Consider the following 13,880-nt stretch of genomic DNA (forward strand, 5'->3'; position numbering starts at 1 on the left):
TATAGGAGTACATTTTTCTTTACATTTTAATGACAATATGTTTGAAGGACTAGCCTAATCTTGGAAATATAGTAAAATAGAAAAAGCGAGAAAAGGTTCATATAAAATTCCTTTAATCTCGCTTTTTTATTTTGTTTAAAACATGAGATAATATTATACTAGTGAAACAAAATATATACAAAAATAAATACATACACAGTATATAAGCATTACTCGTATTATAAATATAGGCGAATGTAAAGCATGTGACGGGGTGAACGTGAAATGAAGCTTTTGGAAGAATTAAATGAAATGGAAATCGGTAAGGTGAAAGAAAATGAACCGATGTCAAAACATACAACAATAAAAATTGGTGGACCAGCTCAAATATTTGTTGAACCATCTAGTGTAGATTCTATAGAAAAGGTAATGCGTTCTGTTAAAAAACACGCTGCACCTTGGCGAGTGGTAGGAAGAGGCTCAAACCTTCTTGTAAAAGACGGTGGAATTGATGGGGTGGTCATTAAGCTTGGAAAAGGGATTGACCACTTAGATTGGTTATCAGACACTATGATTCAAGTAGGGGGAGGCTACTCTTTAGTTACACTTGCTACACAGTTGAGTCGTAAAGGATTGACTGGCATTCAGTTTGCGGGAGGAATTCCTGGTAGTGTTGGTGGAGCTGTATATATGAATGCAGGTGCGCATGGATCTGACATTTCAAATATATTGGTGAAAGCACGCATTTTATTTGAAGATGGTTCCATTGAGTGGTTAACCAATGAAGAGATGGAATTCTCCTACAGAACATCTGTCCTACAAACGAAAAGACCGGGAATTGTCTTAGAAGCTATTTTTCAATTAGAAGAAGGAATCCGGGATGAAGTTGTGGAAGAAATGAAGAAATACAAAGATTACCGTCGAGACACCCAGCCGTGGACATCACCTTGTGCTGGTAGTATTTTTCGTAATCCCTTACCGAATTATGCTGGTAAGCTTGTCGAGGAATCTGGACTAAAAGGACACAGAATTGGTGGTGCCCAGATTTCGGACCTTCACGGAAACTTTATTGTAAACACGGGTGAGGCAACTGCAGAAGATGTGCTGGCACTTATTCAACATGTTAAAGACACAATCCTCGAAAAATATAACATTCAGATGGAGACAGAGGTTGAAATTATTGGAAAACAATAGGATGTTTTTCATCCCACATTGAGCACCCTATGATATAATCTTTATGATAAATGTAAGTGAAGTAAACCTGTAACGGCATGTCTTTTTATGCCGTTGCTTTCCTTTTATAGAGATGCTTTTCTGATGGGGTGGTATGGTATGGTGGACAAGTCGAAAGTGGTTTCCATTGAAGATCGGATACCAAAGCTTAAGAAAGACAGGCGAAAAAAAGCCAATAAAAGAATTATATTTATTATCACTATGTTTTTTCTGCTCATTGTATGTGTGATTTATTTCCAATCTCCATTAAGTCACGTAAACAATATCTCGGTTAAAGGGAATAGCTACTTAACACAAGATGAAATCATCTCAACTTCTGAACTTTCTAGAGATGATAATATTTGGGGAATTGATGAGGAAAAAATTGCACAAAAAATAGACGAGCTTGAACAAATTCAATCCACTACTGTACATATTGATTGGCCAAACAATATCTTGATCGAGGTTAATGAATGGAGAAGAGTGGCTTATTATAAAAAGGATCTTGATTTTTTTCCAATTTTAGAAAATGGGGATATGCTTAATCAGAAGGAAGAAAATATTCCTGTTCATGCACCATTACTCTTTGATTTTTCTGATGGAAAAGCCCTAGAAAGAATGGTACAGGAATTGATAAAGCTCCCAGAAGAAATTGTGCGATCCATCTCAGAAATATATTTAACACCGACTTCAAATGATCAACTGGCTGTTACTGTTTACATGAATGATGGATTTGAGGTGAAAGCTACCATTCGAACCTTCTCTACTAAGATGGGACACTATCCATCCATTGTAAGTCAATTAAATCCAAATATTAAAGGAATTATTGATCTAACAGTGGGGGCTTATTTCAGACCTTATGAATCACAAGTAGAAGAAGAACAAGAAATCACGTTAGATGATACCTCATCGAGTACAACGAACGAAAACTGACAAGAGGGAGATGCCGATGAAGTTTAGAGTTAAGGGCAAACATGTCATTCTATCCCTTGTAACGATTGTATTAGGCTATATTCTTGCTTTTTCCTATGAACAGACCCAAGACAATCGAAAAAATGTGACCGTTACGTCAGATCAGTGGGAAAGAGAATTAAGTCTGAGAAATCAACTTGTTGAACTTGAGGAGTTAAATAGAAGTCTTCAACTTGAACTTGCAAACAAACAACAGCAAGTTTTAGATATAGAAAATGAGCTTGCCAATAAAGCGAATATTTATTTTAATCTGGCTGAAGATGCAAAAAAGTATCGTATGTTTTTAGGGAAAATAAAAACAAAAGGACCCGGCGTTGAAGTCACACTAGAAGATGCTGAATATAATCCCAGCGTTGACCTAATCAGTGACTATATTGTTCATGAGCATCAAGTGTTCAGAGTCATAAATGAACTATATGTTTCAGGGGCAACGGCAGTAGCTGTAAATGGGCAAAGATTAGCCCACAATTCCTACATACTGTGCGATGGACCAGTTATTACAGTTGATGGTGTCCAACATAATGCTCCCTTTGTGATATCAGCGATAGGAAACCCAGACATTCTTTTTTCTGCTTTGAATTTGTCTGGCGGAGCAATCGATACGTTGGTTTCTGAAAACATTGTCGTTAAAATGGAGAAAAAAGATCAAGTGATTATGGAACCTATTTTAGGTGGTTAACCTGTATGGATGAGAAAAAGAAGGATGAAGAATTTTGAATAAAAGAAATCTATCTTTTACCCTAATCGCCCTCTTAGTCGGTTTAATGCTAGCAATTCAGTACCAATCCATGAAGCAACCGGAAACGAGAGATACAAGGGATATTTGGCAGTTAAGAGAAGAAATTATTTATGAAAAAGAACTTCAATCAAAGTTAATTCGTGAGCTTAGACAAGTAGAAGATAGTCTAAACCAATACAGCGAGATGCAATATTACAATGAGGAAGAAGTGCTTAGAACGACATTAGACGACTTGAAAGTTGAGGCGGGTTTGACTAAGTATAGTGGCCCAGGATTAGTGATTACGATTACGCCATATTTCCAAGGAATTGAATTAGGGCAAGAAGCGGTAAAACTAACACCTGAACTACTAAAGAAATTTGTGAACGAATTAAATATGTATGGGGCAGAACACATGTCTATCCAAGGGCAAAGGGTCATTAATACAACAGTTATTCGCCAAATTAACAGGGTTACGAAAGTCGATGGTGTTTCCCTAGATGATTTTCCAGTTAAAATTCAAGTTGTTGCGCAAAATAAAGATTTAGCAGAAAAAATATATAATCGTATACAGGCTTCCAATATTGAAGATGAATTTTTTGTGGAAGACCTAAAATTATCGGTATCAGAGGTCGTGGATGAAATAGAGCTTCCAGCCTATCTTGATTCCATTCGAATACGAAATATGGAGCCATTTGAAGAATAAAGGAGGAACCTTTTATGTGGCTTCCCCTTTTTGGACTAATTGTTGGGGTAGTTCTAGGTTTAATGACAGATATTAAAGTTCCAGACGAATACTCCAATTATTTGTCTATTGCTGTATTAGCAGCTCTAGATACATTGTTTGGAGGAATCCGTGCACACCTGCAAAAAGTATACGATGAGAAAGTATTCGTATCTGGATTTTTTTTCAATATAATACTTGCTGCAAGTTTAGCTTTTCTAGGTGTTCATCTTGGTGTAGACTTGTATTTAGCAGCTATTTTCGCTTTTGGTGTCCGATTATTTCAGAACATTGCGGTAATCCGAAGAATATTGTTAAATAATTGGGCAACTAAGGGTGAAAAAAATGAAAAAATTTGATTAGATATAGAGGGAATTTCCTTTATTTGACGAATATTTCAATATAAAAAGGTAAATTCAATTCTAATTGTTGTTCTATATAGATTAGGAGTTAAGGAGGTGCCATTAGAATGAACAGCAATGAGTACTATGTAAGTTTAGACATCGGTACATCCACCGTTAAAGTCATTATTGGCGAAATGGTGAATGACTCTTTAAATATAATTGGAGTGGGTCATGTCAAATCTGAAGGTCTACGCAAGGGCTCTATTGTAGACATTGATGAAACCGTTCATTCAATTAAAAGGGCAATTGATCAAGCAGAACGAATGATAGGGATGACCATTAAAGATGTCATAGTTGGTATCTCAGGAAACCATTGTATGCTCCTCCAATCACATGGAGTGGTTGCAGTTTCTAGTGATAACCGTGAGATTACAAATGAAGATATAGCAAGAGTAATGGATGCGGCACAGGTAGTATCCATTCCGCCAGAAAGAGAAATCATCAATGTTATACCAAAGCAATTTATTGTTGATGGCTTAGATGAAATTAGTGACCCACGTGGAATGATAGGTGTCCGTCTAGAAATGGAAGGAACAATTATCACCGGGTCCAAGACCATGTTACATAATATGTTGAGATGTGTAGAGAAAGCAGGACTTAATATTGTTGAAATTGTTCTGCAACCATTAGCTGCCGGTGCACTAGCACTCTCCAAAGATGAGAAAAACATGGGAGTGGTACTTGTAGATATTGGTGGTGGTTCTACAACTCTAGCTTACTTTGAAAATGGTAGTTTAAAAGTAACTTCTGTATTACCTGTTGGTGGAGATCACATCACAAAGGACCTTTCTATCGGTCTAAAGACTACGACAGATGATGCTGAACAAATCAAAATTAAATATGGACATGCTTTTTATGATGATGCATCTGAAGATGAGGTGTTTAGTGTTCCTATCATCGGAAGTGATCAACATCAACAATTTAATCAATTAGAAATTTCTGATATTATTGAAGCTAGACTTGAAGAAATTTTCGATTTAATTCAGCATGAATTGAGACGACTTGGTGTAAGGGATGTCCCAGGTGGATATGTACTATCTGGGGGAGTAGCGAATCTTCCTGGTGTTTTAGAGCTTGCTCATGTCGTGTTCCAAAACAGAGTAAGAGTAGCCATTCCGGATTATATTGGAGTTAGAGAACCTCAATATACAACAGCAGTCGGTTTAATCAAATATGCTTATAAGAGTGCTAGATTACAAGGAAGAAATGTCGGTACACAGCCGGTTCCGGTTGAAGTGGTTGAAAAGCGACAGCCTTCTAAACCTCAAGGACAATCAAAAGCACCTAGTGAATCCCAGGATAATATGTCATCTAAGATGAAGAAGTTCCTTGGTTATTTCTTCGAATAAAAACCGTCATGGAATAGATCGAATTAGGAGGATTTGTCATGTTAGAATTTGATACAGAATTGGACCAATTGGCAACGATTAAAGTAATCGGCGTCGGTGGTGGCGGTAATAACGCAGTAAACCGAATGATTGAACATGGTGTTCAAGGTGTAGAATTCATCGCCGTAAACACTGATGCACAGGCTTTAAACTTATCCAAAGCAGAAATCAAAATGCAAATTGGTGGGAAGCTAACGAGAGGACTTGGAGCGGGAGCGAACCCAGAAGTAGGAAAGAAAGCTGCTGAAGAAAGTAAAGAGCAGCTAGAAGAAGTATTAAAAGGAGCCGATATGGTATTTGTCACTGCTGGTATGGGCGGTGGAACAGGTACAGGTGCTGCACCAGTTATTGCTCAAATCGCTAGAGATTTAGGCGCACTTACTGTAGGTGTTGTAACGAGACCGTTTACGTTTGAAGGTAGAAAGAGATCTAATCAAGCAAGTGGCGGGATTTCTTCAATGAAAGAGTCCGTTGACACACTGATTGTAATTCCAAACGACCGTCTACTTGAAATCGTAGATAAGAGCACTCCAATGCTTGAAGCATTCCGTGAAGCGGATAATGTCCTACGTCAAGGTGTACAAGGTATCTCTGATTTAATCGCAACTCCAGGTTTAATTAACCTTGACTTTGCTGATGTAAAAACAATTATGTCTAACAAAGGGTCTGCCCTTATGGGAATCGGTGTTGCTACTGGTGAAAACAGAGCAGCTGAAGCGGCAAAGAAGGCAATCTCCAGTCCATTACTAGAAAAATCTATTGATGGAGCACAAGGTGTTCTAATGAACATTACGGGTGGAACAAACCTTAGCTTGTATGAAGTTCAAGAGGCTGCTGATATTGTAGCATCTGCTTCTGACCAAGAAGTAAATATGATCTTCGGTTCCGTTATTAACGAAAATCTTAAAGATGAAATCGTTGTAACTGTAATCGCGACAGGTTTTAATGAAGACGTTTCTCAACCGAAACCTACTCGTCCATCTTTTGGACAAGTATCAAAACCTTCATCTAGTACCCAACCAAAACGCGAGCCTCAAAAAGATGAATATGCTGCGGAAACACAACGTTCATCGTCTGCAAGCACACAAAACGTGGAAGATACATTAGATATCCCAACGTTCTTGAGAAATCGCAATCGTAGAAGATAAGAATAAATTGAAGTATAGAAGAGCCATTGGGTTAATGCCTGATGGCTTTTTTGCTGTTCTACTAACAAATTCTTCACCTGACAAAATAACCTAAAATATCTGAAAATTTCTCCAAGCTTAGTGACAGAAAATGACACACTTCCCAGGAATACCTACGTTATACTTTATTCAAGTAGTTTAGCCAAGCAATAAGGAGGGGGTTTACCTGACCGTTTATATGGATGTGATATGGCTATTAAATTTCCTTTTTGATGTTCTTCTCCTCCTCTTTACAGCATTACTATTAAAAGTAAAGATTCGGTTTTGGAGACTAATTGTATCTGGAATGATTGCATCTGTTACGGTATTTGGCTATATTTCATCACTCTCTTCAATTCTGTTACATCCATTGTTCAAGGTGATGTTATCATTTGTCATTATCTTTGCAGCATTCGGATACCGACGTCTCAAGTTTTTTTTACAGGCCACCATTACTTTTTATATCACGACCTTTTTGATGGGTGGTGGACTCATAGGGTTGCATTATTTTTTTCAGTACGAATCTAAGTTTTCACAGTCACTTTTGATGGCGAGCATAAAAGGGTTTGGAGATCCTATTAGCTGGATTTTTGTCATCCTTGGATTTCCCGCACTTTGGTTTGTGACAACCAAGCAATCCGAGAAGTGGGAAATGAGTAAAATTCGGTTTGACCAAACGGTAAAGGTTCATATTGAAATCCAACAGGTGACAGGTCAATTGACCGGTTTAGTTGATAGTGGAAACCAGGTATTTGACCCTTTATCTAAACTCCCGGTTATGTTTATCTCACCAGAAAAATTAGAAGTACCTCAAGAAGTTAAAGAAATGTCTAGGAACCCATCTAGTTACATAGAAGGGACAATAAATGTCCCAAATGGATGGGAATCAAGACTGAGAATGGTCCCTTGTCGGACGGTAGGACAAGTCGGTGATTTGTTAGTAGCTTTTAAACCTGACAACATAACGATTGAAACACAGAATGGACAAACAATGGATGTAAAAGGGCTGATTTCGTTTTCCAATCACTCCCTTTCTACTGAAGGTCTCTTTGACGCTATTGTTCATCCTAAGATGATGACAAGAGTTCCACAATCAACCGCATCATGACCAAATGCTTACTAATACTATACGGCTCTTTGATTTTTTTTAGAATCAAATTATAGGTAGACGAAGTAAACAATCTAGGACACTATGCTTAAAGGAGGAACAAGCTTGAAACTTTTCTTTCGACTACAGTATTACTGGTATAAACTCTTAATTAAATTGGGAATTAAAACGGATGAAATTTACTACATAGGCGGAAGTGAGGCTCTTCCACCTCCTTTAACGAAAGAAGAAGAAGAAATTTTATTAAAAAAATTGCCAAATGGAGATAAAACAGCTCGATCCCTTCTAATTGAAAGAAATTTAAGATTGGTTGTTTATATCGCGAGAAAGTTTGAAAATACTGGTATCAATATTGAGGACTTGATTAGCATTGGTACAATCGGCTTGATTAAAGCGGTCAATACATTTAATCCAGAAAAGAAAATTAAGTTAGCCACCTATGCATCCCGGTGTATAGAAAATGAAATACTTATGTACTTAAGAAGGAATAATAAAATCAGATCCGAGGTCTCCTTTGATGAGCCACTGAATATTGATTGGGATGGTAACGAATTATTATTATCAGATGTGCTTGGCACAGAAGAAGATATTATTACGAAGGACCTTGAAGCGAGTGTCGACCGGAAGCTTCTGTTGAAAGCCCTCCATCAGTTATCCGCAAGAGAAAAGCAAATTATGGAGCTTCGATTTGGTCTAGTCGGTGGTGAAGAAAAGACACAGAAAGATGTCGCTGATATGCTAGGGATATCTCAATCTTATATTTCAAGACTCGAAAAAAGAATTATTAAAAGACTTCAAAAAGAATTTAATAAAATGGTCTAAAATCTGGTAAAAAAATTTTTCTCATATAATATCAGTCGTATCATAGCTTGAACTATATTTAGAACGAATGTTCGTGTTGAACGTGTGCATATTTTTCCTTCCTCAGGAGATACTTATTTTTGAACAGCAGCTCCTGTTAGGAGGGAAAAGGGTTGACTCGAAACAAAGTAGAAATTTGTGGTGTAGATACTTCTAAACTTCCCGTTTTAAAGAATGAGGAGATGCGCAAGTTGTTTAGGCAAATGCATGAGGGCGACTTGTCAGCAAGAGAAAAACTAGTAAACGGAAATTTAAGGTTAGTATTGAGTGTCATCCAGCGATTTAATAACCGTGGAGAATATGTAGATGATCTTTTCCAAGTTGGATGTATCGGACTTATGAAATCCATTGATAATTTTGACCTTGGTCAGAATGTAAAGTTCTCTACGTATGCTGTTCCCATGATTATTGGGGAAATTAGGCGGTACTTACGTGATAACAATCCGATCAGGGTTTCAAGATCACTACGAGACATCGCTTATAAAGCACTCCAAGTACGAGAAAGACTGATTAGTGAGACATCAAAGGAACCGACTGCTGCGGAAATTGCGAAAGAATTAGATGTAAGTCATGAAGAAATTGTATTTGCTTTAGATGCCATTCAAGATCCAGTCTCTTTATTTGAACCTATCTATAATGATGGGGGCGATCCAATCTATGTGATGGATCAATTAAGTGATGAAAGAAATAAAGATTCGAACTGGATTGAAGAACTAGCTTTAAGAGAAGGGATGAGACGCTTAAATGAGAGGGAAAAACTTATCCTGCGTAAACGGTTTTTCCAAGGGAAAACTCAAATGGAAGTGGCTGAGGAGATTGGAATCTCTCAAGCTCAAGTGTCTCGATTAGAAAAAGCTGCTATCAAACAAATGAATAAAAATATCCAATCATAAAACTGCCTATTGGGCAGTTTTTTATTTTTGCCTTCATGATTAATAGTGGTGGTCTCATATATATAAAGTAGAAGACTTAACATTAGAGGAGAATGAAAATGGTGAGAATATCTGAGTTTCAAATAAAAGATGTTGTAACTGTTTCGGATGGTAAGAAACTAGGGAATATAGTGGACATTGAAATTAACGTTCAGACGGGAAAAATTGATGCTATTGTGGTGGCTAGTTCATCAAGAGTACTTGGGTTCTTCGGAAGAGATGAGGATATTGTCGTTCCTTGGAAAAACATTGTAAAAATCGGTGAGGATGTCATTTTAGTTCGCTACAAAGGTTATTCCAATTATGAAGAAGAAGAGCAGTGAGATTTATGACTAGTGGGGAAGAATGTGGTAAAATAGGAATTATGTAAAATTCTATGAGCAAACTCATTTACTGCTCAACTTTTGAAGAAAGGTGAATAGTTATGGAACCTTTCCAAATAAAATCCAAACAATGGATGGCGCTAGATACATGGATGAATCAACATCCTAGTCTTGTGGCAGGTTTTACAACAAAAGATGAAGGTGTTAGCTCTTTCCCTACGGAAGCATTGAACCTCGCCTTCCATGTTAGTGATTTAGAAGAGAACGTTCAAGAAAATAGAGAGCGGTTAGCAGAACAGCTAAATTTTCCAGTCCAGCACTGGGTCAGCACGGAGCAAGTACATGGTACTGATATTACCCTTATTAATAGCAATGACAGAGGTAAAGGAGCATATTCTCTAGAGACTTGTATCCCAAAAACGGATGGGCTGATAACCCGAGAGTCCGATGTTTTATTGACCTTATGTTATGCTGATTGTGTACCTTTGTTTTTTTTAGACCCTGACACGAAATGGATCGGTGTGGCCCATGCGGGTTGGAAAGGTACTACTGGAAATATTGCTAGTAAAATGGTGAAAGCTTTATGTGAACAAGGTGTGAAGCTTAACCAGATTCAGGTAGCTGTCGGTCCAAGTATTTGCAAGAAATGCTACAAGGTTGATCAACGCGTCATTTCTGCTGTAAATGCTGTCCTATCTGAACATGATCCTAAACCCTATCAAGAATTAGAAGCAGGTCAATTTTCTTTAGATTTAAAGGAACTTAATGTCCAATTATTAAAAAATGCTGGAATACCTGAGACAAACATCTTGTCTACCGGTTATTGTTCTTCTTGTGATCAAAAGTTATTTTTCTCACACAGAAGGGATCAAGGAAAAACGGGTAGAATGTTAAGCTTTATTGGCTGGAGGGAGTAATAAACCACTTATGAATGTAAAAGACAACTTCGAATCGATTCAAGCAACCATCCTACAGGCCTGTAAAAAAGTGAATAGAAACGTAGATGAAGTTAAAGTAATTGCTGTTACGAAATATGTATCTATCGATAGGGCAAGAGAAGCCATCGAAGCAGGAGTCGTGCATTTAGGTGAAAATCGGGATGATGGGTTTCTTCAAAAATGGGAAGCTCTTGGGGACAAGCCATGCTGGCACTTCATCGGTTCTCTTCAATCGCGTAAGGTGAAAAATATTATTGATAAAGTGGATTACATACATTCAATAGATCGGCTTTCACTTGCTAAAGAAATTGATAAAAGAGCAACCAAGCCTATTAAATGTTTTGTTCAAGTTAACGCATCTGGAGAAGAAAGTAAACAAGGAATCTCTCCTGGGGATGTTATCGATTTTATCAAAAAGCTTGAAAGCTATAAACATATCCAAATTGTTGGATTGATGACGATGGCTCCTTTTACAGATGATGAAAAGATCATTAGAAATTGCTTTAAAACATTAAGAAACTTGCAGTCAAAAGTCCAAGAAATAAAGTTGCCTTATGCTCCGTGTACAGAACTATCAATGGGAATGTCTAATGATTTTGAAATTGCCATTGAAGAAGGCGCTACTTTTGTAAGGATTGGAACTGCATTAGTTGGTAATGAGAAAGCAGAGGTGGAATCATGAATATAAAATCAAAGATTCGTCAATTCTTTTTCTATGATGATGAAGGAATGGAGCCAGAATGGGAAGAGACAGAAACAGAAACCCTTTCTAGACAAGCTCGCCATCAAACAAAACCTTCTAATGTTGTTCATTTCCAAAAAGAACAAAAAAGCGCTAGTGTTATCCTTGTTGAGCCTAGGCTTTATGCGGAAGTACAAGAGATTGCCGATCATTTAAAGAATAATCGTGCAGTTGTTATGAATTTACAACGAATTTCACACGAGCAAGCCAAAAGAATTGTAGATTTTCTTAGTGGTACTGTTTATGCCATTGGTGGAGATATACAACGTGTGGGAATAAAGATTTTTCTTTGCACACCTGATAACGTAGAGGTATCAGGGAATATTTCTGAAATGTTTAATGGACCTGATTCGAATTCGTTTCAGGAATCTGAAGAAGTGGGGTGGCTATAGTTGTTAGCTAATATTTTAGGTCTTTTAGCCTCTTTGATTTATTTTTATTCGATTGCCCTTATTATTTATGTGTTGCTTTCCTGGTTCCCAGGTGCAAGAGATTCAGCCATTGGTCAGTTACTAGGTAGGATCTGTGAGCCTTATTTAGAACCATTTCGTAAAATAATTCCTCCAATTGCTATGATTGATATTTCTCCGATTGTGGCTTTCATTACATTGAACTTAGCACAAAGAGGAATTTATTATTTGGCGCATTTTGTTTAAATGAAACGAGGGAACCTTATGATAGGTTTCCTTTTTTTAGGCTGTTTTCAAAAAGTTTGTTGATTTCTGCAAATATAATTTAACTACAGTTGATTGGAGTGGAAGGTGCTTGACTCATTTCCACTGCCCTGAAGAAATACATGGAAGCAGTGGAAAGTGGGAGGAAGGGACAAGGGAGACCCCGCAGGAGCGAAAGCGACGAGGAGGCTCCCGGACCGCCCGCGGAAAGCAAGCACCTGCAACGGAAATCAACGACCATTGTTAATAGAATCAACTAATGTCTATTAGCAACAATGTATGCGAAAACAGCGTTTATTTTTTGAAGGAGTAATTAAAATGAGCATTTACGAACACTTTAGACACGATGAAAAAGAATGGATTGATCAGGTTTTAGAATGGCGTTCGTATGTGGAAGACACTTATGCCCCAAAGAAAACCGATTTCCTAGATCCGAGACAACAAACAATCCTCCGCTCCGTCATTGGAAAGAATGGAGATGTTGAGGTTACCTTTTTTGGTGGACAATCTCATACAGAGAGAAAGCGGGCAATTCTATCACCGGATTACATGACACCTAGCTCTGAAGATTACGATATTACACTATGGAATATTGATTATCCTCAAAAATTTGTAAATTTAGAACATAGAGAAATACTCGGTAGTCTAATGGGACTTGGATTGAAACGTGAAAAGTTTGGTGATATCCTAATGGACACTTCTAAAGGCATCATACAGTTCTATGCCTGTAAAGAAGTAAGTGATTACCTATCATTAAACTTTCAACAGGTCGGTAGGAACAAAATTAAGCTAGAAGAGCTACCATTAGAAAAAGCTATCGTGAAAGCCGAGGATGGTAGTGAAAAGCAAATCACATCTTCCTCTTTACGTTTAGATGCAGTTATTTCTCAAGTTGTCCCATTCTCTAGGCAAAAGGTTCAGCAGTGGATCCAGCAGGGGAATGTGAAAGTAAATTGGAAGCTTGTTGAACAAACAAGCTTTGAATGTAAAGAAGGTGACACTCTCTCCATTAGAGGATTTGGAAGAATAACCATAAAAATAATAGAGGGTCAAACGAAAAAAGGAAAAACTCGTCTAACCGTCATCCTACAAAAAAGTTAGCGAAATTGAAGGAATTCCACCACAAATTGTCGAAACATTGTATAATAAGAGAACAAGTACTAGTGAATACACGTGGAGGTGCCTTTTATGCCATTAACACCATTGGACATACATAACAAGGAGTTTACAAAAGGTTTTAGAGGTTATGACGAAGACGAAGTTAATGAGTTTCTAGATCAGGTTATTAAAGACTTTGAAATTTTAATTCGTGAGAAAAAAGAATTAGAACAAAAATATAGTGATCTTACAGAGAAACTAGGTCATTTTACAAACATTGAAGACACGTTAAACAAGTCCATTGTCATTGCCCAAGAGGCAGCTGAAGATGTAAAACGTAATGCACAAAAAGAAGCAAAGCTAATTGTTAAAGAGGCTGAAAAAAATGCGGACCGTATTGTAAATGAATCTTTAGCAAAAGCTAGAAAGATTGCATTAGATGTAGAAGAGTTGAAAAAGCAATCTAAAGTCTTCAGAAATCGCTTCCGAATCCTAGTTGAGGCGCAATTAGATTTAATAAACGCGGATGATTGGGAAGGTTTGCTCGAATATGATGTCGATGCAGCTGACCTAATTTCAGTTAAAGACGAATAGATTGATAAGAAACTTGACCTTTTCGCTCATTTTCTAATATAATACAC

General features: G+C 37.3%; 17 protein-coding genes. All 17 read left to right on the forward strand.

The annotated features are described in order from the left end of the window. Positions 1-264 precede the first annotated feature (264 nt). The 17 genes from murB to ABDZ91_RS11405 all read left to right on the forward strand — a co-directional run bounded on the left by murB (position 265) and on the right by ABDZ91_RS11405 (position 13,833). On the forward strand, positions 265-1,173 hold the full coding sequence (murB, locus tag ABDZ91_RS11325; RefSeq protein ID WP_343799053.1) for a UDP-N-acetylmuramate dehydrogenase: 909 nt from the start codon (positions 265-267) through the stop codon (positions 1,171-1,173). Between the two features lie 138 nt (positions 1,174-1,311). Next, positions 1,312-2,124, forward strand: a complete 813-nt coding sequence (locus ABDZ91_RS11330; RefSeq protein WP_343799055.1) for a cell division protein FtsQ/DivIB — start codon at positions 1,312-1,314, stop codon at positions 2,122-2,124. 16 nt (positions 2,125-2,140) lie between these two features. Then, positions 2,141-2,842: a DUF881 domain-containing protein gene (locus ABDZ91_RS11335; RefSeq protein ID WP_343799057.1), complete on the forward strand. Its 702-nt coding sequence runs from the start codon at positions 2,141-2,143 to the stop codon at positions 2,840-2,842. Positions 2,843-2,876: 34 nt separating this feature from the next. Beyond that, the gene (locus tag ABDZ91_RS11340) at positions 2,877-3,587 is read left to right on the forward strand and encodes a DUF881 domain-containing protein (protein WP_343799058.1); all 711 of its coding nucleotides are present in this window, start codon (positions 2,877-2,879) and stop codon (positions 3,585-3,587) included. Between the two features lie 14 nt (positions 3,588-3,601). Then, complete coding sequence (locus ABDZ91_RS11345; RefSeq protein ID WP_343799060.1) at positions 3,602-3,964, forward strand: small basic family protein; 363 nt, start codon at positions 3,602-3,604, stop codon at positions 3,962-3,964. A gap of 110 nt (positions 3,965-4,074) precedes the next feature. Then, a complete protein-coding gene (ftsA, locus tag ABDZ91_RS11350; protein ID WP_343799062.1) occupies positions 4,075-5,358 on the forward strand; it encodes a cell division protein FtsA in 1,284 nt (427 codons plus the stop codon). Between the two features lie 38 nt (positions 5,359-5,396). After that, positions 5,397-6,545, forward strand: coding sequence for a cell division protein FtsZ (ftsZ, locus tag ABDZ91_RS11355; RefSeq protein WP_343799064.1), 1,149 nt, complete (start codon positions 5,397-5,399; stop codon positions 6,543-6,545). A 217-nt stretch (positions 6,546-6,762) separates the two neighbouring features. Beyond that, on the forward strand, positions 6,763-7,671 hold the full coding sequence (spoIIGA, locus tag ABDZ91_RS11360) for a sigma-E processing peptidase SpoIIGA (protein WP_343799065.1): 909 nt from the start codon (positions 6,763-6,765) through the stop codon (positions 7,669-7,671). Between the two features lie 84 nt (positions 7,672-7,755). Further along, a complete protein-coding gene (gene sigE, locus ABDZ91_RS11365) occupies positions 7,756-8,493 on the forward strand; it encodes an RNA polymerase sporulation sigma factor SigE (protein ID WP_343799067.1) in 738 nt (245 codons plus the stop codon). Positions 8,494-8,645: 152 nt separating this feature from the next. Further along, positions 8,646-9,425 (forward strand): RNA polymerase sporulation sigma factor SigG, encoded by a 780-nt coding sequence (gene sigG, locus ABDZ91_RS11370; protein WP_343799069.1) that lies wholly within the window; start codon positions 8,646-8,648, stop codon positions 9,423-9,425. A 98-nt stretch (positions 9,426-9,523) separates the two neighbouring features. Next, entirely contained in the window at positions 9,524-9,787 is a 264-nt protein-coding gene (locus ABDZ91_RS11375) for a YlmC/YmxH family sporulation protein (RefSeq protein ID WP_343799070.1), read from the forward strand. Positions 9,788-9,888: 101 nt separating this feature from the next. Then, entirely contained in the window at positions 9,889-10,704 is an 816-nt protein-coding gene (gene pgeF, locus ABDZ91_RS11380; protein ID WP_343799072.1) for a peptidoglycan editing factor PgeF, read from the forward strand. Between the two features lie 10 nt (positions 10,705-10,714). Then, complete coding sequence (locus ABDZ91_RS11385; RefSeq protein WP_343799074.1) at positions 10,715-11,407, forward strand: YggS family pyridoxal phosphate-dependent enzyme; 693 nt, start codon at positions 10,715-10,717, stop codon at positions 11,405-11,407. Next, positions 11,404-11,859, forward strand: coding sequence for a cell division protein SepF (locus ABDZ91_RS11390; RefSeq protein ID WP_343799076.1), 456 nt, complete (start codon positions 11,404-11,406; stop codon positions 11,857-11,859). Before ABDZ91_RS11385 ends, ABDZ91_RS11390 begins: the two co-directional genes overlap by 4 nt. Continuing rightward, on the forward strand, positions 11,860-12,123 hold the full coding sequence (locus ABDZ91_RS11395) for a YggT family protein (protein ID WP_343799078.1): 264 nt from the start codon (positions 11,860-11,862) through the stop codon (positions 12,121-12,123). A 336-nt stretch (positions 12,124-12,459) separates the two neighbouring features. Beyond that, positions 12,460-13,242 (forward strand): YlmH family RNA-binding protein, encoded by a 783-nt coding sequence (locus tag ABDZ91_RS11400; RefSeq protein WP_343799080.1) that lies wholly within the window; start codon positions 12,460-12,462, stop codon positions 13,240-13,242. Between the two features lie 87 nt (positions 13,243-13,329). Continuing rightward, a complete protein-coding gene (locus ABDZ91_RS11405; RefSeq protein WP_343799082.1) occupies positions 13,330-13,833 on the forward strand; it encodes a DivIVA domain-containing protein in 504 nt (167 codons plus the stop codon). Positions 13,834-13,880 lie beyond the last annotated feature (47 nt).

Source organism: Bacillus carboniphilus (assembly GCF_039522365.1).
Classification (GTDB): Bacteria; Bacillota; Bacilli; order Bacillales; family JC228; genus Bacillus_BF; species Bacillus_BF carboniphilus.